General features: G+C 59.0%; 15 protein-coding genes. 7 read left to right on the forward strand and 8 right to left on the reverse strand.

All coding sequences use genetic code 11. The annotated features are described in order from the left end of the window. Positions 1-10: 10 nt before the first annotated feature. Positions 11-2953 (reverse strand): bifunctional [glutamate--ammonia ligase]-adenylyl-L-tyrosine phosphorylase/[glutamate--ammonia-ligase] adenylyltransferase, encoded by a 2943-nt coding sequence (glnE, locus tag HG264_RS08950; protein WP_169407333.1) that lies wholly within the window; start codon positions 2951-2953, stop codon positions 11-13. 232 nt (positions 2954-3185) lie between these two features. Between glnE and aceE the strand changes: the two genes are divergently transcribed. Both aceE and aceF read left to right on the forward strand, forming a co-directional pair. Beyond that, positions 3186-5843: a pyruvate dehydrogenase (acetyl-transferring), homodimeric type gene (gene aceE, locus HG264_RS08955; RefSeq protein ID WP_169407334.1), complete on the forward strand. Its 2658-nt coding sequence runs from the start codon at positions 3186-3188 to the stop codon at positions 5841-5843. A gap of 11 nt (positions 5844-5854) precedes the next feature. Then, on the forward strand, positions 5855-7570 hold the full coding sequence (aceF, locus tag HG264_RS08960; RefSeq protein ID WP_169407335.1) for a dihydrolipoyllysine-residue acetyltransferase: 1716 nt from the start codon (positions 5855-5857) through the stop codon (positions 7568-7570). Positions 7571-8177: 607 nt separating this feature from the next. Here the strand turns inward: aceF and HG264_RS08965 are convergent. The 4 genes from HG264_RS08965 to rluD form a co-directional block, all read right to left on the reverse strand. Continuing rightward, positions 8178-8810 carry a transposase gene (locus HG264_RS08965; RefSeq protein WP_169407336.1) on the reverse strand — a complete coding sequence of 211 codons (633 nt, stop codon included), beginning with the start codon at positions 8808-8810 and terminating at the stop codon, positions 8178-8180. Positions 8811-9078: 268 nt separating this feature from the next. After that, positions 9079-11646: an ATP-dependent chaperone ClpB gene (gene clpB / locus HG264_RS08970; protein ID WP_169407337.1), complete on the reverse strand. Its 2568-nt coding sequence runs from the start codon at positions 11644-11646 to the stop codon at positions 9079-9081. Between the two features lie 144 nt (positions 11647-11790). After that, positions 11791-12525 (reverse strand): peptidoglycan editing factor PgeF, encoded by a 735-nt coding sequence (gene pgeF, locus HG264_RS08975; RefSeq protein ID WP_169407338.1) that lies wholly within the window; start codon positions 12523-12525, stop codon positions 11791-11793. Next, positions 12525-13484 carry a 23S rRNA pseudouridine(1911/1915/1917) synthase RluD gene (gene rluD / locus HG264_RS08980; RefSeq protein ID WP_169407339.1) on the reverse strand — a complete coding sequence of 320 codons (960 nt, stop codon included), beginning with the start codon at positions 13482-13484 and terminating at the stop codon, positions 12525-12527. The genes pgeF and rluD overlap by 1 nt, the downstream gene beginning before the upstream one ends. Positions 13485-13681: 197 nt before the next feature. On the opposite strand from rluD, the gene HG264_RS08985 reads away from it, so the two are divergent. The 4 genes from HG264_RS08985 (at position 13682) to HG264_RS09000 (ending at position 18141) form a co-directional block, all read left to right on the forward strand. Next, on the forward strand, positions 13682-14677 hold the full coding sequence (locus HG264_RS08985) for an outer membrane protein assembly factor BamD (protein ID WP_169407340.1): 996 nt from the start codon (positions 13682-13684) through the stop codon (positions 14675-14677). Positions 14678-14880: 203 nt separating this feature from the next. Further along, entirely contained in the window at positions 14881-15117 is a 237-nt protein-coding gene (locus HG264_RS08990) for a PP0621 family protein (RefSeq protein WP_169407341.1), read from the forward strand. A gap of 50 nt (positions 15118-15167) precedes the next feature. Then, the gene (locus HG264_RS08995; protein WP_169407342.1) at positions 15168-16742 is read left to right on the forward strand and encodes a PAS domain-containing sensor histidine kinase; all 1575 of its coding nucleotides are present in this window, start codon (positions 15168-15170) and stop codon (positions 16740-16742) included. A gap of 52 nt (positions 16743-16794) precedes the next feature. Beyond that, the gene (locus HG264_RS09000) at positions 16795-18141 is read left to right on the forward strand and encodes a sigma-54 dependent transcriptional regulator (RefSeq protein ID WP_169407343.1); all 1347 of its coding nucleotides are present in this window, start codon (positions 16795-16797) and stop codon (positions 18139-18141) included. A 3-nt stretch (positions 18142-18144) separates the two neighbouring features. Here the strand turns inward: HG264_RS09000 and HG264_RS09005 are convergent, their stop codons facing one another. Then, on the reverse strand, positions 18145-19248 hold the full coding sequence (locus HG264_RS09005; RefSeq protein ID WP_169409075.1) for an FAD-binding oxidoreductase: 1104 nt from the start codon (positions 19246-19248) through the stop codon (positions 18145-18147). Between the two features lie 202 nt (positions 19249-19450). On the opposite strand from HG264_RS09005, the gene mqo reads away from it, so the two are divergent. Then, positions 19451-20953 carry a malate dehydrogenase (quinone) gene (gene mqo, locus HG264_RS09010; protein ID WP_169407344.1) on the forward strand — a complete coding sequence of 501 codons (1503 nt, stop codon included), beginning with the start codon at positions 19451-19453 and terminating at the stop codon, positions 20951-20953. On the opposite strand, the gene HG264_RS09015 is transcribed toward mqo, so the two are convergent. Further along, entirely contained in the window at positions 20929-22002 is a 1074-nt protein-coding gene (locus HG264_RS09015) for a M48 family metallopeptidase (protein WP_169407345.1), read from the reverse strand. The two genes, mqo and HG264_RS09015, sit on opposite strands and share 25 nt — an antisense overlap. Beyond that, positions 21980-23350, reverse strand: coding sequence for a YjgN family protein (locus HG264_RS09020; protein ID WP_169407346.1), 1371 nt, complete (start codon positions 23348-23350; stop codon positions 21980-21982). Before HG264_RS09020 ends, HG264_RS09015 begins: the two co-directional genes overlap by 23 nt. Between the last annotated feature and the right edge of the window lie 41 nt (positions 23351-23391).

Here is a 23391-nt window from a genome sequence, read left to right on the forward strand (position 1 = left end):
CTGCAAGCCGTCATTCGTCTCGGTCGTCCGGCAGCCATTGCTGCCAGAGTGCGATGACTCCGCGTCGGAAATCATGAAACTGGTCGCCGCTCACTTTGCCCGGCTGTTTTTGCAGGGCCAGGCGATGGGCTGCTGCGCGGTAGGCTTTGTAAGCCTCCTGCAAACGTAGAACGTCGTCACCGGCTATCAACCCGGCGTCGCGCAGCCCGTCTAGAATTCTGATGTTATCGGTATAGCGCAGTAACTCGGGGTATCGGCACGACCAGGCCAGAACCGCATATTGCACCATAAATTCGATATCGACGATACCTCCGGCGTCCTGCTTGAGATCAAACTGTGCCTCGGCAGTAAACGCAGCCGGAGCGAATCCCGCGTTAGTGGTGCGGGTAGCGAGGTTGTCACGCATGCGGGCACGCATCGCCAGCACCTCTTTTCGCAAGCCGGCTTCATCACGCTCGCGACCGAGTACCTCTGCCCGCAAATTCTGAAAGCGGTGATTCAGCCGCTTGCAGCCTGCCAGCACTCTGGCCCGGACCAGCGCCTGATGCTCCCAGGTCCAGGCGCCCTCGCGCTGGTAACGGGAGAAGGACTCGAGAGAACTGACCAATAATCCGGATTCGCCCGAAGGTCGCAAGCGCATATCAACGTCGTAAAGCGCACCGGAGGTGGTCTGCGCATTGAGGATATGAATGATGCGCTGACCCAGGCGGGTAAAGAAGCGGCTGCCTTCGATCGGCTTGGCACCTTCAGTTTCCGCCTCGGTGTCACCGTCATGGATGAATACCAGATCCAGATCCGAACCATGACCCAGCTCGATCCCGCCCACCTTCCCATAGCCAAGAATCACAAAATCCATCTCGCAATCCGAGCCGTCGCGGCGCTTCGGCGCGCCATGGCGCTGGGTCAGTTCGCGCCACGCAAGGCGCAGCACCTGCTGCAGGATCGCCTCGGCAATCCAGGTCAGATAATCGCTGACTTTCATCAGCGGCAAGGTGCCCGCCAGCTCGGATGCCGCTACTCTCAAAACATGGGCGCGTTTGAAATAACGCAGCACTTCCATCTGCTGCTCGAGATCATCCTCGGGTATACGGGTCAGCTGTTGGCGTAGCTCGTCCACCAGCTCTTCGGTTTCCGGCGGACGATACAGGCGCCCGGCGTTCAGCAACTCATCCAGAACAACCGGGTAACGGGTTATCTGTTCGGCGATCCAGGGGCTGGCGCTGCACAGCACCAACAACTCGTGCAGCGCGCCGGGATTTTCTGTCAGCAGCAACAGATACGCCGAGCGCCGTGCGACCGCCTCAACCAGCGGCATGACACGTTCCAGCGCAAGGTCCGGATTGTCCTGCTCTGCAGCCATCCCTAAAAGGCGCGGCATGAACACATCCAGACGGTCGCGACCGGCACGCTGCATCCCCCTGACACGACCAGAATTCAGCAAACCCTGTACTAACCGCCAGGCCAGGTCAGGCTGGCGAAAACCGGCTTCACTCAGCTGTTCGAGCGCCTGCTCCGGCTCAAGAGCGCCCTCCCACAGCGGCATCCACTCGGAGTGCAATGGGGCGTCATCATCGGTTTCATCATCCGGGTCGGCAATGACATAGGCGAAATGCGCTTCCACCCGTTGCCGATGTGCATCCAGCGCGGCGCGCAAGCTGTCCCAGTCGTCGAAACCCATGACAAAAGCGATGCGCGCCCGCGACTCCTGATCAGTAGGCAGCATCTGCGTCTGTCGGTCATCCAACGCCTGAAGCGCATGCTCGGCATCGCGCAGAAAAAGGTAGGCCCGCTTCAGCTCATCGACCGCGCGGTCGGGCATGTAATCGTTCTCTGCGAGAACGTCCAGTACCGCCAGGATGGGCTTTTGCTGCAGCGCACGATCGCGACCGCCGTGAATCAATTGGTATGCCTGGCCGATAAACTCAACTTCCCTGATCCCGCCTGAACCGAGCTTGACGTTGTCCTGCAACCCCTTGCGCTTGACCTCTCGCTGGATCATCAACTTGAGGTTGCGCAGCGCCTCGATCGCTGCAAAATCCAGATAACGCCGGTAGACAAAGGGCTTGAGCATCGACAACAGCTCCGCGCCTGCCGCCTGATCACCGGCCACGACGCGCGCCTTGATCATCGCGTAGCGTTCCCAGTCGCGGCCCTGGCTCTGGTAATACTGTTCCAGCGCATCGAAGCTGAACACCAATGCGCCGCTGTCCCCGTATGGGCGCAACCGCATGTCTACGCGGAACACAAATCCATCCACAGTGATGTTATCCAGCGCGCGGATCAGGCGCTGTCCCACACGAATGAAGAACTCCTGATTGGACAGGCTTCGCCGGCCGCCGGTGGTTTCCCCCGCCTCGGGATAGGCAAATATCAGGTCGATATCGGAGGAAAGGTTGAGCTCCTGCGCGCCCAGTTTACCCATGCCCAGCACCACCATATGCTGCGGCTCGCCCGCCGAATCAGTCGGCGTGCCGAGGGTTTCGCAGGCTTGCTTGTACAGCCATTGATAGGCCTGCTCGATACAGGCGTCCGCCATGTCGGACAATTCACGCGTGGTGCGCATGGTCGCGGCCTGTCGCGTCAGGTCGCGCCAGATGATGCGTACCTGGTGCTGCTGGCGGAACCTGCGCAGCGTCTCGCTCAATTGGTCTTCGTTGCTCACCGAGGCCAGCGCTTCCGTCAGCAGCTCGGACATTTCACCGGCTCGCAAATCGCGCTGCAGCAACCCCGCTTCATTCAGGCGCCAGGCTATATACGGGTCGCGTCGCAGCTGCTCGGCCACGTAGTCGCTGCCGGCCAACACCGTCGGTAATTGGGCCTCGAAGTCCTCACCCAGCTCACCGATGCGCGCTTCCAGCGTTTCGTTTTGCAAGGCTGTGCGCCACTGTTGCAGATGATGTTCAACTAATGTTTGCAACGATGCAGGCAGCGAACGCGGTAAGAAAGAAGGCATGGTCTATCCTGTACGAAGACTATTCAGGCAGCTTGACACGTGCGGCGCAGCGGGAAAAGTCCCCGCCGGATTGATGCCGTACCGCCTGTAGTTTCACTACAAAAATATCCATTTCAAGCTGGAGTGGCGGCCTTTTTTGTAGTAAAACTACAAACACAACACCAACACCGCATCAGCCGGCAAAAAGCCAACCGCTCACACGGCTGATTGGCCCACAAGGTCTGGAGACAATATGAAGCCGCAAGATATCGATCCGCTCGAAACCCAGGAATGGCTCGACTCACTGGAATCCGTGCTGGATGCTGAAGGCGAGGACCGCGCGCATTACCTGATCACGCGCATGGAAGAACTGGCCACCCGCAGCGGGACGCTGCTGCCCTATTCGATTACTACGCCTTACCGCAACACCATCCCCGTCACCCACGAAGCACGCATGCCGGGCGATCTGTTCATGGAACGCCGCATTCGTTCGATGGTGCGCTGGAATGCCCTGGCGATGGTGATGCGCACGAACCAGCAGGACCCTGATCTTGGCGGCCATATTTCCACCTTCGCCTCGAGCGCAACGCTCTATGACATTGGCTTCAATTATTTCTTCAAGGCCCCGACCGACGAACACGGCGGCGACCTGGTGTTCTTCCAGGGCCATGCATCGCCCGGTATTTACGCGCGCGCCTATCTCGAAGGCCGCATCAGCGAAGAGCAACTGGATAACTTCCGTCAGGAAGTCGATGGCAACGGGTTGTCGTCCTATCCGCACCCCTGGTTGATGCCCGATTTCTGGCAATTCCCCACAGTATCCATGGGGCTCGGACCGATTCAGGCTATCTACCAGGCGCGCTTCATGAAATACCTGGAGCACCGCGGATTTATCGAGCCGGGCAAGCAGAAGGTCTGGTGCTTTCTGGGCGACGGCGAGACCGACGAGCCGGAATCTCTCGGCGCCATCTCGCTGGCGGGGCGCGAAAAACTCGACAACCTGATCTTCGTAGTCAACTGCAACCTGCAGCGCCTGGACGGCCCGGTACGTGGCAACGGCAAGATCATTCAGGAGCTGGAAGGCAACTTCCGCGGCGCTGACTGGAATGTGATCAAAGTCATTTGGGGACGTTTGTGGGATCCACTGTTCGCCAAGGATGAAGACGGCCTGTTGCAACAACGCATGGATGAAGCAGTCGACGGCGACTACCAGAACTACAAGGCCAACGATGGCGCCTATGTCCGCGAACATTTCTTCGGCGCACGCCCGGAGCTGGAGGAAATGGTCAAGGATCTTTCCGATGACGAGGTCTGGAAGCTCAACCGTGGCGGGCACGACCCCTACAAGGTGTATGCGGCCTATCACGCAGCGGTCAATCATACTGGCCAGCCGAGCGTCATTCTGGCCAAGACCATCAAGGGTTACGGTACCGGCGCCGGCCAAGGGCAGAACACCGCGCACAACACCAAGAAGGTTGATATTGAAAGCCTGAAAACCTTCCGCGATCGCTTCGACATTCCCGTCAACGACGAGGATCTGGAAAAACTGCCCTTCTACAAGCCTGAACAAGGCAGTGCTGAATACAAATACCTGCACTCACGCCGGCAGGCGCTGGGCGGCTATATGCCGACCCGCCGCGCGGAAAGCTTCAAGGTACCGGTGCCGCCACTGGAAACGCTCAAATCAGTGCTCGACGGCAGCGGTGACCGGGAAATATCCACCACCATGGCTTTCGTGCGCGTCCTGTCACAACTGGTCAAGGACAAGGAGCTTGGCTCGCGCATCGTCCCGATCGTGCCGGATGAGGCGCGTACATTCGGTATGGAAGGCATGTTCCGCCAGTTGGGTATCTACTCCTCAGTCGGCCAGTTATACGAGCCCGTCGATAAAAATCAGGTGATGTTCTACCGCGAAGACAAAAAAGGCCAGATCCTGGAAGAAGGCATCACCGAGGCGGGAGCAATGTCGAGCTGGATTGCGGCGGGCACCGCTTACAGCACCTATAACCAGCCGATGCTGCCCTTCTATATTTTCTACTCGATGTTCGGCTTCCAGCGCATTGGCGACCTCGCCTGGGCTGCGGGCGACAGCCGCACCAAGGGATTTCTCATTGGGGGTACCGCCGGACGCACCACGCTCAACGGTGAAGGCCTGCAACATGAGGACGGACACAGCCACATCCTGGCTTCGACCGTTCCCAACTGCCGCAGCTACGACCCAAGCTACGGCTACGAACTTGCGGTGATCATTCGCGAGGGCGCGCGGCGCATGATGGAAGAACAGGAAAACGTCTACTACTACCTCACCGTCATGAACGAGGCCTATACGCAGCCTGCCCTGCCTGAAGGCGAGCACATCCAGGAAGGCATCATGCGGGGCATGTATCTGCTGGAAGAAGCCAAACAGCCGGGCGAGCTACACGTCCAGCTGATGGGTAGCGGCACTATTCTGCGTGAAGTACGCGAAGCAGCGAAGATTCTGCAGGAGCAATTCGGCGTCAGCTCAGACGTTTGGAGCGCCACCAGTTTCAACGAATTGCGCCGTGACGGGCTGGATGTAGAGCGGTGGAATCGCCTGCATCCTGACCAGGAACCGCGTACCAGCTTTGTTGAGCAGAACCTGGCTGGCCGCAAGGGACCGGTCATTGCCGCCACGGATTACATGAAGCTCTACGCAGAGCAGATACGCCAATGGGTCCCCGGCACCTTCAAGGTGCTCGGCACAGACGGCTTTGGCCGTAGCGACAGCCGGCGCAAGCTGCGCTACTTCTTCGAAGTGGACCGCAACTGGGTTGCCTACAGCGCCCTCGTTGCGCTGGCGGAGGCCGGTGTACTGGAACGCAAGGTACTGGGCGAAGCCCTCACGTCCCTGGGTATCGATTCCGACAAGACCAACCCCCTGGACTGCTAAGGAGCGATGCCATGAGCGAAGTTATCAAAGTACCGGGCATCGGCGATGCCGAAGGTGAAGTCATCGAAATTCTGGTCAAGGAAGGCGACACCATTGAACCGGAGCAGAGCCTGATCACCCTGGAGTCGGATAAGGCGAGCATGGAAGTCCCCTCCCCCAAGGGCGGCGTAGTGAAGTCCATCAAGGTAAAACTAGGCGACCAGCTGAAAGAAGGTGACGACCTGATTGAACTGGAGTCAGCCGAGGCTGAGTCAGACCGGGCAGATGCCCAGTCCGACGATTCGCAAGGCACCAGCGACGATCATCCCGTCGACGAAGCGGAAGAAGCGGCAGCGCCTGAGAAGGAAACCGGCGAGGAAACCGTAGACGAATCCGCCGCACCGCCCAGCGAATCAGTCAAGGAAGTACAGGTACCCGATATCGGCGACGGCAAGGCCAAGATCATCGAGATCATGGTCAGCCCGGGCGACTCCGTCGAGGCCGAACAGTCCTTGCTGGTTCTGGAATCAGACAAGGCCAGCATGGAGATTCCGGCGCCCTTCGCCGGCGTGATTGATTCTATCGAAGCCAAGATGGATCAGGACGTGCAGACCGGCGACCTGATCCTGCACATGCGGGTCAAAGGCGAACCCGATAGCGCGCCAGCCAAAGCACAGCAGCCCAAGCCGGGGTCTGAAGACAAACAAGCAGCATCGAAAGCCCCTGCAAACGAGCAGCAACAAAAGGACAAGGCCGAACCACAGCAGACCAAAGCCAGCGCCGACAGGGATAAACCCGTTCCGCCTCCAGTCGGCCGTCCCAGCCGCGAGGGCACCAAGGTGCACGCCGGCCCGGCCGTGCGCAAACTGGCCCGTGAGTTTGGCGTGGATCTGACCGATATCAGCGGCAGTGGGCCGCATGACCGCATCCTCAAGGAAGATGTTCAGTCCCACGTGCAAGGGATCATGAAGCAAACCAAGCAGGGGGCTGGCCAAGGGGCCGTCGGAGGCGCGGGCATACCACCGGTTCCCGAGATTGATTTCAGCCGCTTCGGCGAGGTTGAAATCAAGGATATGACCCGCCTGCAGCAAATCGGCGCGACCAATATCCATCGCAGTTGGCTCAACGTGCCGCACGTTACCCAGTTTGATCAGGCGGATATCACCGAGCTCGAGACGTTCCGCAAGGATCAGAAAGCGGTCGCGGAGAAAGCCGGCGTCAAACTGACGGTCCTGCCCTTCCTGCTCAAGGCGTGCGCGCATCTGTTACGCGAACAGCCGAATTTCAACGTGTCATTGGTGCCAGGTGGTAAACAACTGGTGCACAAGCAGTACGTGCACATCGGGTTCGCTGTGGATACGCCGGATGGGCTGATGGTCCCGGTGATCCGGGATGTGGACAAGAAGAGCCTGCTGCAACTGGCGGCTGAAGCAGCCGAGCTGGCCGAAAAGGCGCGCACCAAGAAACTCGGAGCCGACGGCATGCAAGGCGCGTGTTTCACGATCTCCAGCCTTGGCCACATCGGCGGTACCTACTTCACGCCGATCGTCAACGCGCCGGAAGTCGCCATCCTCGGCGTCAGCCGCGCGTCCATGCAACCAGTGTGGGACGGAAACAGCTTCCAGCCACGGCTGATGCTGCCGCTATCACTGTCCTACGACCACCGCGCCATCAACGGTGCAGCTGCCGCTCAGTTCACCAAGCGTTTGGATGAGCTATTAGGCGATATACGGTCGATGTTGTTGTAACAGGCAGGATGTAGAGCTGCATCTCGCCAAGATGTCAGCCGAGAATCTTGGCGGGATGGACCAGCTCTCGATCAAACACGGGACGATGGAATGTCGAGTTCCATCTCGACAACATACGTAGCGGCAACTCCCGCGGCCGGGATGGAACCCGGCCCTCCATAGATCACCTGCTCACCACCAACCGAGACTTGTCTCAGCACTACCGTCCAGTCCAGCGCACTCAACCACGTCCGCCCCTAAGCACTCTCACGCAGCTTGTTTCCGACCAAAGCGAGAACCGAACCTTCGTCAAGATAGCGGAGCTATGGAATGTCGAGTTCCATCTCGACAACGTACGTAGCGGCACCTCCGCGGCCGGGATGGAACCCGGCCCTCCATAGATCACCTGCTCACCAACAACCGAGATTTGTCTCAGCGCTACCGTTCACTCCAGCGCACTCAACCACGTCCGGCCCTAAGCACTCTCACGCAGCTTGTTTCCGACCAAAGCGAGAACCGGACCTTCGTCAAAATAGCGGAGCTATGGAATGTCGAGCTCCATCTCGACAACGTACGTAGCGGCACCTCCGCGGCCGGGATGGAACCCGGCCCTCCATAGATCACCTGCTCACCAACAACCGAGATTTGTCGCAGCATCAGTTCTAGCAGCGCCCGCGCTCGACCACGCCCAATCCTCAGCGTAATCACATAGCTTCGCTTTCACCGGATTGTGATGAATATAGCGCACCGAGGCTTCGAGATGCGCCTGGCTGCGGACGTAACGATCCCAATATCCACGCATCCAGAAACCGCGCTCAGGGAGTTGCAAATCCAATGTGGTGGCGCTCTGAAGAGCCCAGCGGGCTGTATACGTTTTCCATCCTTGAACGATCCGAGGCAGCGAATACGTTGGCTTGATCAGAACGTGAACATGATTAGGCATGATGCACCATGCAATGAGCTCATAACGCTTGCCGGCATAGAACTGCAAAGCTTGTCGCAGCGTTGCTGCCATTGAAGGGTGAGTCAGTACGCAACATCCATGGCCACGGTCCAGATGCACTTCTATCTGCGCCCGAACCGCATAAGAATGTTCAACGTCGGGCAGCCGTTTTGACTCGCTCTTCAATGATTTGAGCACAGCTGCAGGGAGACCGTCGGCAAGCCTGAAAGTTATAAATTGAATAACATCGGGTGAATCGAAATGAGGAAGCTTGCGAGACGTATACCAACCCCGATGCTCGTCGCTGCGGGCAGTCATATGCGGCAATCCTTGCTGGGCACGGAGACCGATAGTAACAATCACGTAAATTTGGCGAAGGAAGCAGCTCGCAACAATAGGGTTCAGAAGGAAGTACCGAGCCCCCCTCTCTCACTTCAATCTGCCCCGCGAAATCCACCGGCCGGAGTGGAACTCTTTCGCTCAACCAGCGCAGGCATTATGGAATGTCGAGTTCCATCTCGACAACGCGACTCGCGGCAACTCCAGCGGCCGGGATGAACCCAGCCGCTGGAGGCAGCATTGCGCATCACCCCGCAAATACAAACGCCTCGTCCTCAACTTTCGCCTTGATTACTGTGCCCGGCTCGAAATCCCCCGCCAGAATGCGTTGCGCCAGCGGGTTTTCGATCCAGCGCTGAATGGCGCGCTTGAGCGGGCGAGCGCCGTACACCGGGTCATAGCCGACAGCGATGAGTTTTTCCAGCGCTTCATCGGTCAACTCCAGCTGCAGATCGCGTTCAGCGAGACGCTGGCTCAGACGGCTCATCTGGATGTTGGCGATGCCAGCAATCTGATCCTTGCCGAGCGGCTCGAATACCACGACCTCATCGATCCGGTTGATGAACTCCGGACGGAAGTGCTGCCCGATGGCGTCCATCACCGCCGCCTGCTGCGCCTCGTGATCACCCACCAGTTCCTGGATCTGCGCTGAACCCAGGTTCGATGTCATGACGATCACCGTGTTGCGGAAGTCCACGGTGCGGCCCTGACTATCGGTCAGGCGACCGTCTTCCAGCACCTGCAGCAACACGTTGAAGACATCCGGGTGCGCTTTCTCCACCTCATCCAGCAGGATCACCGAGTAAGGCTTGCGCCGAACGGCTTCGGTCAGATAACCACCTTCTTCATAACCGACGTAGCCCGGGGGCGCACCGATCAGGCGCGCCACGGAATGCTTCTCCATGAACTCGGACATGTCGATGCGCACCATCGCCTCCTCGGTGTCGAAGAGGAATTCCGCCAGCGCCTTGCACAACTCGGTCTTACCGACACCGGTCGGCCCGAGGAACATGAAGGAGCCGCTCGGCCGGTTCGGATCTGCCAGGCCTGCACGTGAACGGCGCACCGCGTTCGAGACCGCAACCACCGCCTCATGCTGGCCGATTACGCGGTTGTGCAGCGCATCTTCCATACGCAGCAGTTTGTCGCGCTCACCTTCGAGCATCTTACTGACCGGAATGCCGGTCCACTTGGACACGACTTCGGCGATCTCCTCATCGGTGACCTTATTGCGCAGCAGCTGGTTCTCGGTCTTGCCGTGCTGATCAGCCATCTGTTGGCTACGCTCAAGATCGGGAATAATGCCGTACTGCAGCTCGGCCATCTTGTTCAGATCACCGCGGCGCCGGGCGTTTTCCAGCTCCTGCTTGGCCTGTTCGATCTTCTCCTGGATCTGCGCTGTACCCTGCACATCAGCTTTTTCGGCCTTCCAGATTTCTTCCAGATCCGAATATTCGCGTTCAACCTTGGCAATTTCTTCCTTGAGCTTCTCCAGCCGCTTCAGCGCCGCTTCGTCGTCCTCTTTCTTCAGCGCTTCGCGTTCGACTTTAAGCTGAATCAGGCGACGCTCGAGACGATCAAGCGCCTCCGGCTTGGAGTCGATTTCCATGCGGATGCGACTGGCGGCCTCGTCGATCAGGTCGATGGCCTTGTCAGGCAGCTGCCGGTCGGTAATGTAACGGTGACTCAATTTGGCAGCGGCGATGATCGCCCCGTCAGTAATAGCCACCTTGTGGTGCACTTCGTAGCGCTCTTTCAGGCCACGCAGGATAGCAATGGTGTCTTCCTCGCTGGGCTCATCCACCAGCACCTTCTGGAAGCGACGCTCAAGCGCAGCATCCTTCTCGATGTACTTGCGGTATTCATCCAGCGTGGTCGCCCCGACGCAATGCAATTCGCCCCGCGCCAGCGCAGGCTTGAGCATATTCCCGGCGTCCATCGAGCCTTCAGCCTTGCCCGCGCCAACCATGGTATGCAGCTCGTCAATGAACAGGATCACCCGGCCTTCCTGCTTGCCCAGCTCGCTAAGCACCGCCTTGAGCCGCTCCTCGAACTCACCGCGGAACTTGGCGCCGGCGATCAGCGAGCCCATATCCAGCGACAGGAGCCGCTTGTCCTTGAGGCCATCAGGCACTTCGCCGTTGACGATGCGCTGTGCAAGCCCTTCGACAATAGCGGTCTTACCCACACCAGGCTCACCAATCAGCACCGGGTTGTTCTTGGTACGGCGCTGCAGCACCTGGACGGTACGGCGGATCTCATCATCGCGGCCGATGACCGGATCGAGCTTGCCTTCCTCGGCGCGTTTGGTCATGTCGACGGTGTATTTATCCAGCGCCTGGCGCGACTCTTCAGCATTGGGGTCATTCACTGACTCACCGCCGCGCAGGTGCTCGATGGCGTTTTCAAGAGCCTGTTTGGATACGCCTTGCCCGGTGAGAATCTTGCCCAGCGCGGTGTTGGGTTCCATTGCAGCGAGCAAGACCAGTTCACTGGAGATAAACTGGTCGCCCTTCTTCTGCGCCAGGCGGTCGGCCTGGTTGAACAAACGCGCGAGTTCCTGCGACAGATTGATGTCACCGGTGGGGTTACTGATAGTGGGCAGCTTGTCCAAGGCTGCGCCCAGATCGCTGCGCAGCTTGTTTACGTCGAAGCCGACCTGACGCAACAGCGGCGCGATGGAACCCTGCTGCTGTTCAAGCATGGCGAGCAACAGATGCAAGGGGTCAATCTGATTGTGGTCACGACCTACAGCCAACGATTGCGCGTCAGCCAGGGCCATCTGAAGTTTGCTGGTAAAGCGATCAATACGCATCTTGTATGTCCTGTCTATAGAACCGGAACGGGAGCCGGTCAGAAACCAATGAATGGAGTATAGATAAGGACGATTGTCAGGCTTTCAAGGCGTCAGGCATTGATCAGGGTCAAAATTTTGTCACTCACCATTCAATACATCTGGTTAGCCAGATGTGTTCAGCCAGATAAGCGATGCAAAGCGGCCAGTCTGTCCGTCTCGACGGTAGGAGTAGAAACGCAGCGGGTCACTGACAGTGCACAGGCCACCGCCATACACAGCAGTAACGCCCGCTGCCTGCAGCCGTAGCCGTGCCAGGCGATAGATGTCTGCCATGTAGCGTCCGGCGTTGATGGAAGGCACGAACGCGGCGGCGGCAGCGGCGGTGTCTGCAATGAATGCATCCCGCACTTCCGCACCCACTTCGAACGATGCTGGCCCTATCGCGGGGCCGAGCCAGACCAATAGCTGGTCGGCTGGGGTTTGCAGAGCCTGGATGGTTGACTCCAGTACACCGCCAACCAGTCCGCGCCAGCCGGCGTGGGCCGCAGCCACCCGCGACCCGACCCGATCACAGAACAGCACAGGCAAACAGTCCGCGGTCATGATGGTGCAGGCGATGCCTGGCTGATCTGTCCAGCTGGCGTCAGCATTCAGAACGGTTCCAGGCTGGGCGCGCACGGCGAGCGAACTGTGCGTCTGCTCCAGCCATACCGGCTGGCTACCCGTCTCGGCAGCCAGCCGCGCACGGTTTGCCGCGACGTGATCGGGATCATCGCCGACGTGATCGCCAAGATTGAAGCTGTCCCAGGGAGGCAAACTGACGCCGCCCTGGCGGGTCGTAATACAGGTGCGCACCCGTTCCGGCGCGGGCCACTCAGCCTGCAACCAGGAGCGCATTAATCTTCCATCTCGCCGTCTTCACGGAGCAGGCTGAGCAGCTCAACCATGTCGGCAGGCAAAGGCGCTTCCCATCTCATCGTGCGGCCATCATCCGGGTGCACCAGTTCGAGACGCCGTGCATGCAGTGCCTGGCGCGGGAATTCACGTAGCATCTTGATCAGTTCAGGCGAGGCGCCCGGCGGAATCCGCAGACGACCACCGTAGGTCTGATCGCCAATCAGCGGAAAACGCAGGTGACTCATGTGCACCCGTATCTGGTGCGTCCGCCCCGTCTCGAGCTTAACCTTCACGTGCGTGTGCGCACGGAATCGGCTGATCACGCGGTAGTGACTGACCGCCTGTTTGCCACCTGCCATCACGGCCATCTTCTGGCGATTGGTGCCGTGGCGGGCAATCGGCTCGTCGATCTTGCCGCCCGCAGTCATCACGCCCACCACTACGCATTCATATTCCCGAGTAACGCTGCGTGCCTGCAGCTGCAGGACCAGATCGGTCTGGGCTTCGAGGGTTTTGGCCACCACCATCAGCCCCGTGGTGTCCTTGTCCAGGCGGTGCACGATACCAGCGCGCGGCACTTTGGCCAGCTCCGGCGCATGGTGCAGCAAGGCGTTGAGCAAAGTACCGTCCTGGTGCCCGGCGGCCGGATGCACCACCAGCCCGGCTGGCTTATTGATGACCAGAATGGCGTGATCTTCGTAGACAATCTCAAGGTCGATGGCTTCGGCTTTCCAGTCGCCCTGATCCTCAAGTTCGGCTTCAAGCTCCAGCTTCTCACCACCATACAGGGTGTCGCGCGGGCGCAAGGTTCGGCCATCGACGGTCAGGCTGCCATCCTTGATCCAGCCTTGCAGACGGGACCTCGAGTATTCTGAGAACAACTGTGCGGCCACCTGGTCGAGGCGTTGCCCGCCATTTTCAGCAGCAACCTGGGCGGACAAGCGGATACGATCGGACATTAAGAACTCACTGGATCGCGCTGGAGTGCCGAAAGGTAGAGATGTAATCCCTTTTGGTTTTCGACTCTGCGCTGTGGTTAAATACGGCTTCTTTTCCTAGCACGCACCGGCTGTCCGGGATGCTGGCAAACAATGACCAACTATAACAGGACGCCTGTTCAGGCAACAGCTTGCGCTCGTCCATCCGGATATCAGATATGTCAATGAAACACCTCGTGCTGGTCGGCTTGTTGTCTTTAATGGCCGCCTGTTCGTCAAACAACAAAACGCTTGACGAGGCTCTCAGCGAGTCAGAACTTTACGCCATGGTTCAACAGGATCTGGACGCCAACAACTACGGACCTGCCATTGAAAAGCTCAGGGCGCTGGAGTCACGCTATCCCTTTGGTCGTTATGCCCAACAGGCCCAGCTCGAACTGATTTACGCGTACTACAAGAATCTGGAGCCGGACGCGACCAAGACGGCCGCCGACCGCTTCATCCGCCTGCATCCGCAACATCCCGATGTCGACTATGCCTATTACATGCGGGGCATGGCGTCATTCGATCGCGACCGCGGCATGTTTGAGCGCTTCCTTCCGCTGGACATGACCCGCCGTGACCCGGGCGCCGCGCGTGATTCATTCAACGAGTTTGCCCAGCTGGTCAGCCGTTACCCGAATAGCCGCTATGCCGAAGACTCACGTCGCCGCATGGTCTATCTGCGCAACCTGCTGGCGGCCTATGACATCCATGTGGGTCATTACTATCTGAAGCGCGAGGCCTTCGTTGCCGCCGCCAACCGGGGCCGCTACGTTGTAGAGAATTTTCAGCAGACCCCGTCAGTCGCCGACGGTCTGGCGATCATGGTAGAAGCCTATCGCCGCCTGGCACTGACCGAGCTGGCAGATAAAGCGCTGGTTACCTTGCAGACCAATTACCCCGAGCACCCGAGCCTGGAAGATGGTGAGTTCGTTCACCACGTCCAACCCGCGGAGCCGGATTCCGGCTTTATCGAATCGGCCACCGTTGGCGTTCTCGACAAGCTGCTCACGCCGCCGTCCCAGAGCGGAACCACCCAGGCCGAGCGCGAAATGCAGCGTCAGTATCAGGAAGCCCTTGCCTCGCTGCCCCGTGATATCCGCGCCCCGGTAGCACAACAGGAAGAACAGCGTTCCATCTGGAGCCGCATTACCTTCGGCCTGTTCGACTGATTGTCAACGGCGCGCCTGCATCAGGCGCGCCGGTTCGCTCACCTCTCACGCCCATCCCTCGAACGGCAACTTTCAGCCTGTCGATATAACATCCAGACAGCTCCTCGCCTTGCACATCAGCCGGTTCAAAGCCGCAGCAACCTATGGTCTGCTGGCCGCTTGGGATACACTGGCGGCTCATTATTCCACTGACAGGACCGGGAATGGGGCTGATCAAATTTATTATCCTGCTGGTATTGGTATACGTCGCCCTGACATTCTGGCGGCGATTCAAAGCACAGCAGTCAAACAAGGCGAAATCTTCCGCCGCACCTGACACCCCTACTCTTATGGTGCGCTGTTCCCGGTGCAAGGTGTATCTGCCCGAAACTCAAGCACTGCACGAGGGAGACCGTTGGTACTGCAGCAAAAACCACCTCGAAGCCGACCATAATGGCTAGGCTTTTCTGCGCGCCACGCTGGTTCGACTGAAGGTTATGGAACAGACATCATGATGCCCGAGTCGCAACGGCCCTGGATCCTGCGGATCTATAACATCTACCGCGTGATTCTGGGCTTCTGTCTGGCGATCCTTACCAATGCTGCGCTGCGTGACGGGCTTCTGGACCTGGATAACCCGAGCCTCTACGAGACCGCCAGCTGGGTCTATCTGTTCGTCAACGTACTGATCGCCCTGATGCTGCATGAAGGGCGCCGCGAAGGATATCTCTTCGTTCTGGCGGTGCTCGACATCTTCATGCTCGGCATTCTGTTCTATGCCGCAGGCGGCGTAAGCAGCGGTTTCGGCAACTTGTTGATCATTCCCGTGGCCACCGGCAACATCCTGCTGCACGGCCGCATCGGCTTGTTGCTCGCTTCGCTCGCCAGCCTGGTAGTGATCTACCTGACGTTCTTCCTCAGCCTGTCGCACCCGGCTGCCAGTCAGAGTTATCTGCAGGTCGGCGTACTGGGGTGCATCTTTTTTGCCGTCGCATTGTTTGTGCAGCGACTCAGCCGCCAGTTGCGGCAATCCGAGTCACTGGCCCAGCAACAGGCAGTGAGCCTCGCCTCGCTGGAGAAGCTCAATCAGCTGATCATCCAGCGCATGCGTACCGGCATCATCGTGGTCGGCCCCCAGCAGAAAGTGCTTCAGGCGAACGAGGCGTCCGCACAGATGCTGGGCAAGCCGATCATTCGTGAAATGGAGCTTGAACAACTGGCTCCTGATCTGGCCCAGCGACTCCAACAATGGCGCAACTACCCGTCGATCCGCACCCTGCCCTTTCGCAACCACCGCGGCGGTGTGGAAATCATGGCCAATTTCAAACCGCTTGCCCAGGAAAGCGACGATACCGTGCTGGTTTTTCTGGATGACAATACCCAGGTAGCCCAGCAAGCCCAGCAGCTCAAATTGGCTTCCCTGGGTCGCCTGACCGCTAGCATCGCCCACGAAATACGCAACCCGCTGGGGGCCATCAGCCACGCCGCACAACTGCTGCGCGAATCGAGCCAGATCAACGAACAGGACCAACGCCTGAGCGAAATCATCCAGCAGCATTCCAAGCGCATGAACAAGGTCATCGAAACAGTTCTGGAGTTATCCCGTCGTCGCCCCAGCGAGCCACAGCTGGTGGACCTGCGGCTCTGGACCGAGCAGTTCCTGGAAGACTTCAAACATGTCACGCTGGCGACCGATACGGTGGAGCTCGAAGCAGCGGAAGAGGAGTTGCTTACTCGGATTGATCCGAATCAGCTCAATCAGGTGCTCAACAATCTTTGCCAGAACGCCCTGCGCTACAGCGGGAACGCTGGGACGACGCGTACCATCTGGCTCAAGCTATATCAGAACCGTGATACCGAGCTGCCCGTGCTGGAGGTGATCGATCACGGTCCCGGCATTGACGACGAACATGTACAACACGTATTCGAGCCTTTTTATACGACAGAGGTGTCGGGTACCGGCCTGGGGCTGTATATCTCGCGTGAACTCTGCGAGAGCAATCAGGCCAGACTGGAATATGAACGACTCGAGCCACGGGGAAGCTGTATGCGTATTACCTTCGCACATCCGAAACGGCTGATATGATGACCGGACGTCAGATATCTTCAAACCACAACGCATGGAGCGCATGGACGGCATGAACAATCCGCTGGTACTGATCATTGACGATGAGCCCGACATTCTCGAGCTGCTCGACATGACGCTCAAGCGGATGGAGGTGCGGACCCGATGCGCGGCAACGCTGAGCCAGGCGCTGGAACTGCTGGCCGAACACAGCTTTGACCTGTGTCTTACCGACATGCGGTTACCCGACGGCGACGGCCTGTCTGTGGTGCGTTATATCCAGCAGCATGCGCCGGATACGCCAGTCGCCATGATTACCGCTTATGGCAGTCTCGACACCGCCATTACAGCCCTCAAAGCCGGCGCCTTTGATTTCCTCACCAAGCCAGTCGACCTCAAACGCCTGCGCGACCTGGTCACCAGCGCCCTGCGTCTGCGGGAGCCGCAAGCACGCGCCGCGAGTGATGCGCCCGCCGACCCGATCCTGGGTTCATCTGCACCTATTCAAAAGCTTCGCAAGCAAATTGCCAAACTCGCGCGCAGCCAGGCGCCGCTGTATATCAGTGGCGAATCAGGCAGCGGCAAGGAGCTGGTAGCGCGGCGCATCCACGCATTGGGGCCGCGCGCTTCGCAACCCTTTGTGCCAGTGAACTGCGGCGCCATTCCGTCGGAGCTGATGGAAAGCGAGTTTTTCGGTCATCGCAAAGGCAGCTTCAGCGGCGCCGTCGCAGACAAGCCCGGCCTGTTCCAGGCGGCTAGAGGCGGCACGCTGTTTCTGGATGAAGTCGCCGATTTGCCGATCGCCATGCAGGTGAAGCTGCTCCGGGCCATACAGGAAAAAGCCATTCGCCCGGTAGGCACCCAGCAGGAAGAGCCGGTAGACGTTCGCCTGCTCTGCGCAACGCACAAGGATCTGGCAGCAGAGGTAGCCGAGGGCCGATTCCGGCAGGATCTGTTTTACCGCATCAATGTCATTGAGCTCAGCGTGCCCCCGCTGCGCGAACGACGTGATGACATCCCGCAGCTTGCCGAACACGCCCTGGCCGGGCTGGCAACACGAGCCGACATGCCCGTCCCGACGCTGACTGACGCGTGTAAGGAGATGCTTTGCAATTATCGTTTTCCGGGAAACGTCCGGGAACTGGAGAACATCCTTGAGCGCGCTTTCACGTTATGTGACGACGACGTCATCGATGTGGGCGACATCCATTTGTCCGGCATCCCGAATACGCCATCCGAACAGCAGCCGGCACTGAACCAGATCGATTCGCTTGAGGATTTCCTCGATGACATCGAGCGCCAGGCCATCATGCAGGCGCTCGAGGAAACCCGCTGGAACAAGACCGCTGCGGCGAAACGCCTTGGCCTGACCTTTCGCTCCTTGCGCTATCGCCTGAAAAAGCTCGGCCTCGACGATTGACCCTCAGCTCGCCGCGCTGAGCCGCCCTTCCAGTGCGTAAGGAGACGGATTGATTGCCGGCCGGGCGCCGGTCATCAGGTCTGCGAGCAACCGGCAGGATGCCGGGGCCAGCACCAGGCCGTTGCGATAATGCCCGGCATTGATCCATAAACCCTGACGCTCCGGCACTTGGCCAATGAAGGGCACGCCCTCAGGTGAACCCGGGCGCAGCCCCGCCCAATGCCCTACCGGCTGTTCATCAGCCAGCTCAGGCAGCATGCGGATCGCAGAGTCGCGCAATGATGAGAAAGCCTGGTCAGTTGCCTGCTTGTCGTACCCGACATGCTCCAGCGTGCTGCCAACCAGAATATGCCCGTCGCGTCGAGGGATCGCATAGCGCCCCTGATACAACACCATCGTCGACAGCCAACCCGGCTCACGCTTGTACAGCAGCATTTCGCCCTTGACCGGCGCAACCGGCAGATCCAGACCGATGTCACCCAACCAATCGCCAGTCCAGGCGCCCGCTGCGACCACTACCGCACCGGCTCTGTTCTCCCCCGCTGCATGACGAACGCCGTTAACACGGCCGTTCTCCTCCAGCAATCCGCTTACTTCGGTATTCTCCAACAGTGTGAACGCAGGCTGTTGCGTCAACCAGGCCTTCAGCGCAGCCATCAATCGGGGATTGCGCACGTTAGCCAGCCCCTCATGCCACAGCGCGCCCCGAAAGCCTGAAGCGAGTTGCGGAACGCGCTCATAGACGAAAGCTGCATCCCTTTGCTGCAACGGACTTCGATGTCGGGCAGCCCAGGCTAAAGCCTGTTCCTGCTCCTCGTGGTCCAGCCACATGAGGCCGCAGGGCGTCACTTCGGGGTCGATGCCGGTTTCGGCAGCCAGCATCCTGCCAAGCTCGGGATAATAGTGCTGGGACCACTGCGCCAATGCGCTGATCGCTTCGCTGTAGCGCCACGGGTACAGAGGAGAAACGATACCGCCACCTGCCCAGGACGCCTCACGGCCGGTGCGGCCACGCTCGATCAAGGTGACCGACATGCCCGCGTTGACCAGATTCAATGCTGACAAGCACCCCATTACCCCACCGCCGACGATTAGCACGTCCCGCATCGTATTGTCCCCGTCGTAAACCGGCAGGCTGACTCCCGCCGCAAAGGAGCGCAGCATAAACCACCGATGCCACGCAAACCATGCTCAAGATCAAGCGCCAACCGCCCCTACCTTGGTCGCGTGTCAAGGCATTTCGTATGTCACCGACGGTGATAAACCGGTATCATTGGCGCGGATTTTCAAGGTAAGAGGCGACATGTTAATGACAGCAAAAAACGTAGATGTATTGCTGGTCGGTGGTGGTGTCATGAGCGCTACGCTAGGAATGTTGCTCAAACAGCTGGACCCGGATATGACCATTACCCTGGTCGAACGCCTGGACCACGTTGCTCACGAAAGCACGGATGGCTGGAATAACGCAGGGACCGGTCACGCCGGTTATTGTGAGCTGAACTATACGCCCGAAGGACCGGACGGCAACATAACCATTGACCGGGCGCTGAATATCAACGCGTCCTTCGAAGTGACCCTGCAATTCTGGTCGCATCTGGTCGAACAGGGGATTCTCCCGGCGCCGCGCAAGTTCATCAACCCGACCGCACACCAGAGCTTCGTCTGGGGCGAGAAAGACGTAGCTTTCCTTCGCAAGCGCCAGCAATTGCTTAGCGCCCATCATCTATTCAAGGATATGCAGTTCAGCGAATCACCCGAGCAGCTGGCAAGCTGGATGCCGCTGGTGATGGAACAGCGCAAGCCAGACGAAAAAGTCGCGGGCACCCGGGTCGAATACGGTGCGGACGTTGATTTCGGCTCGCTGACCCGTAGCATGATCGCCCACCTTCGCGAGCAATCTGGATTCGAGCTGCGGCTGAATCATTCGGTCAACGCCCTGCGCAAAAGCAAGCGCGGACACTGGCGCGTTGACGTCGAAGACGAAAAAACCGGCGAAGAACTCACCATCAACGCCAAATTCGTTTTCCTCGGTGCTGGCGGCGGCTCCCTGCCCCTGCTGCAGAAATCCCATATTGATGAAAGCCAGGGTTACGGCGGCTTCCCGGTCAGCGGCCAGTGGCTGGTCTGCACCAAGCCGGAAATCGTGCAGCGCCATCACTCCAAGGTCTATGGCAAGGCTCCGGTTGGCGCGCCGCCGATGTCCGTTCCGCACTTGGACACGCGCATCATCAACGGCCAACCTGCACTGCTGTTCGGGCCTTTTGCCGGGTTCACCACCAAGTTCCTGAAGAAAGGTTCGGTGTTCGACCTGTTCTCCTCGGTCAAGCCTTATAACGTCGCACCGATGATGGCTGTGGGCCGCGATAATATGGATCTGACCCGTTACCTGATCGCCGAATCATTCCAGTCCCACAAGGACCGGGTAGAATCGCTGCGCAACTTCTTCCCGCTCGCGCGCGAAGATGACTGGCGACTGCAGAACGCCGGTATGCGTGTACAGATCATCAAGAAGGACGCCAAAGGTCACGGCAAGCTGGAATTCGGTACGGAAATAGTGGCTGCGAAGGACGGTACGCTGGCCGCTCTGCTGGGCGCATCGCCGGGCGCATCAACTGCCGTTCAGGCCATGATCGACGTGTTGCACCGCTGCTTCGGTGATCGTCTGCAAAGTCCGGAGTGGCAAGCCCGCATGAAGGAACTGGTTCCCTCCTACGGGCAATCACTGGTTGAAGACGCCGAGCTGCTCAAGCGCGTTCGCGACCGGACCCTGAACGTATTGCAGTTGCGTCAGCCTTCAACAGCGGCGGTCTGATCCAGAAAGCGCTTGATACGTTCCGGCGTTGGCGGATGGGTTGAAAGGAATCCTGACAACCCGTCTGACTGGCCGTCTTCCTCCGACGACTTGCCGTCCAGTCGCTGCATGATGTTGGCAAAGCAGGCCGGCGACAGCTGGTTAGCCAGCATGAACTCCAATGCAAAGCTGTCCGCTTCCACTTCCATCTTTCGTGAATAGCCCAGATTCGCCAGCACGGCCGGCACGCTGGTGGTCAGATCCGACGCAGCGGACAGGTCGCCCGTAATCGACATGACCAACCACAGCGCCAGCGAACTCTGCACAATGCCGCGCATCGTATCGCGATGAACAACATGGCCCGCCTCGTGCGCCATGATTGAAATCAGCTCGCAATCATCCTCGGCCAGGCGAATCAGATCATCGGTGAATATCATGGTGCCGCCAGGCAGTGCCAGCGCGTTCGCACCCAGGTCATCGCTTGAACGCAAGAGCAGCTGAAGGTTGTGCTCAGGATGACTTTCAGCCAGCCGCGCCAGATAGGGCGCAAACGCGTCCCGCACTTGCTGCTGTTTCTCGGGCGCCAGCTCGCTGGGTGCCAGCCACATGCCATCCAGCGCAGCCAGAGACTCGGCACCCAGGCGATTCTCCAGCGCAACAGGTACCCGTTCAGCGATCTGACGCGACAACCAGGGCACGCCGTACATCAGGCTGCCGGCAACACAGAGGATCACAACCAGAGCACTAACGGCGATCAGTCGGTAGCTCGCCTCTAGACGCTGCAACCACCCTTGTGAGCCCTTGATACCCGCCGCATTAGCCAGCTCCGTCAGCGCCGTCTGATTGGTCGTCTCGAATACAGCTCCACGCGGCAAATGCAGGTAATAACCCGCATTGCCGACCCGGGTTCCTAGCCGGAGATCGTTGCTGTCAAACAGGTAATCGCCGTCCTCGAAGCGAAGGTGCAACTGGCTGTTTTCCAACCTGACGCTTGCCGGGCGAGGCTTGCTGGTCCGCCCGTCAAGATAAATACCGGCAAGCTCACTGTCAGACGATGGAGATGCCGACATCGAAAGCCTCCCCAACTTCCTGTCCTATCGCGCTGGCGCGTCGCTCTTCGCCAGCGATGAAGCCATCCAGATCGCCGTGAATCTCGACCGTCGTGCAACTGGCACGATACGCAGCCATGCGCACCTTGGCCCAGGGCGTGTAGAACCCGAGTGTGAGCATGATTAACAAACTGTTGGTGAGGAATATCCAGACCATCCGACGCTTACCCAGCTGTGACTCGAAGCCGTGCATACCGAGCACAGTGGCATTCATCACCATATTGGTCAGGCCGGCCATGAAGTAACCGAACAATGCCAGATAGCCAATCATCCCGACCGGGATGGCGAGCATTGGGTGCGCCAGCTTGCCGAGCACGGCTGCCAACACCGCACAGCCCACGCCGACTGCGATAACGCGCAGGAAGAAAACGTAGTAATCGGTGCCCCGCAACTTCAGGCGGAACGGCATGGTGCCAAACAGGCTGTTGTTCACGACATAGCTGTGGGACTTGAACAGGCTGAAAGGCGCGGCGAGCATGAGCGTTAACAGCGCAACGAACGGCCATACCAGCAAGGCCATGCAGGCTCCGCCGTAGCTGCCCTTGAAGTCGAAACGGATATTGCGATACGCGCTATTGACCGCATGAAATTGCAATGAGCGCATCACCACCCAGGGCAGCGCCGGAAGCAACAACAAGGGCAGAATCAAGGAGCCAATCAGCGACAGCTCGGAAATCACAAACCAGACGATTACCGCAACCAACGCAATCAACCGTCCACGAAAGATCACCCACGGATCGGCGAGATACTGAAAGCTGTTGCCGTCAACATGGGTGTTGCCATAGAAATATTGAAGGGTGCGCACCTTGGCCCAAGGGGCGTAGAAGCCCAGGGTCAATACCATCAAGAACAGGTTGACGATCCAGATGCCGAAAAATTCGCTTCCCTGACCGGTAAAGACCACCGGCTCGCTGCGCCGCGGGGTAGCGGGCTTGAGCTCCGGCACCGGCGGCTCACGATTGACCGGCCCATCGTAGCCCGGGCGCTCGATAACCGGCTCTTCGATCGATACCAGTGACAGCTCAGGCTCAGGCTCAGGCTGAATAGTCGGTTCAGCCGGAGCGCTTTCGCCAACAGGGGCTTCGGGGTGGATGTCCACCAGCAGGCCGGCCGCTTCCAGCCGGCGTTGATAAACCAGCGCTTGCTGGCTATCGAGACCGCGCTTGATGGTCGCCGGCTTGCCGGCCAGCAGTGATTCGACCTGCTCGGGTCGGAAACCCGCCTTATGCAGATTCGACCGCAATTGATCTTCGCCCAGCCCCTCTACCAGACGACCGTTGAAATACACCTTGAAGTGTTCTGTAGACATATAACCATCCGTTGGCTTGAAAAAGTCCATTTCGATTCTGA

The sequence above is a fragment of the Pseudomonas sp. gcc21 genome (genome assembly GCF_012844345.1).
In the GTDB taxonomy this organism is placed as follows: domain Bacteria; phylum Pseudomonadota; class Gammaproteobacteria; order Pseudomonadales; family Pseudomonadaceae; genus Halopseudomonas.

Bases quoted from the DNA above. Each gene is read 5' to 3' on its own strand.
- glnE (WP_169407333.1), bottom strand. From the start codon at position 2,953: ATGCCTTCTTTCTTACCGCGTTCGCTGCCTGCATCGTTGCAAACATTA.
- aceE (WP_169407334.1), top strand. From the start codon at position 3,186: ATGAAGCCGCAAGATATCGATCCGCTCGAAACCCAGGAATGGCTCGAC.
- aceF (WP_169407335.1), top strand. From the start codon at position 5,855: ATGAGCGAAGTTATCAAAGTACCGGGCATCGGCGATGCCGAAGGTGAA.
- HG264_RS08965 (WP_169407336.1), bottom strand. From the start codon at position 8,810: ATGACTGCCCGCAGCGACGAGCATCGGGGTTGGTATACGTCTCGCAAG.
- clpB (WP_169407337.1), bottom strand. From the start codon at position 11,646: ATGCGTATTGATCGCTTTACCAGCAAACTTCAGATGGCCCTGGCTGAC.
- pgeF (WP_169407338.1), bottom strand. From the start codon at position 12,525: ATGCGCTCCTGGTTGCAGGCTGAGTGGCCCGCGCCGGAACGGGTGCGC.
- rluD (WP_169407339.1), bottom strand. From the start codon at position 13,484: ATGTCCGATCGTATCCGCTTGTCCGCCCAGGTTGCTGCTGAAAATGGC.
- HG264_RS08985 (WP_169407340.1), top strand. From the start codon at position 13,682: ATGTCAATGAAACACCTCGTGCTGGTCGGCTTGTTGTCTTTAATGGCC.
- HG264_RS08990 (WP_169407341.1), top strand. From the start codon at position 14,881: ATGGGGCTGATCAAATTTATTATCCTGCTGGTATTGGTATACGTCGCC.
- HG264_RS08995 (WP_169407342.1), top strand. From the start codon at position 15,168: ATGATGCCCGAGTCGCAACGGCCCTGGATCCTGCGGATCTATAACATC.
- HG264_RS09000 (WP_169407343.1), top strand. From the start codon at position 16,795: ATGAACAATCCGCTGGTACTGATCATTGACGATGAGCCCGACATTCTC.
- HG264_RS09005 (WP_169409075.1), bottom strand. From the start codon at position 19,248: ATGCGGGACGTGCTAATCGTCGGCGGTGGGGTAATGGGGTGCTTGTCA.
- mqo (WP_169407344.1), top strand. From the start codon at position 19,451: ATGACAGCAAAAAACGTAGATGTATTGCTGGTCGGTGGTGGTGTCATG.
- HG264_RS09015 (WP_169407345.1), bottom strand. From the start codon at position 22,002: ATGTCGGCATCTCCATCGTCTGACAGTGAGCTTGCCGGTATTTATCTT.
- HG264_RS09020 (WP_169407346.1), bottom strand. From the start codon at position 23,350: ATGTCTACAGAACACTTCAAGGTGTATTTCAACGGTCGTCTGGTAGAG.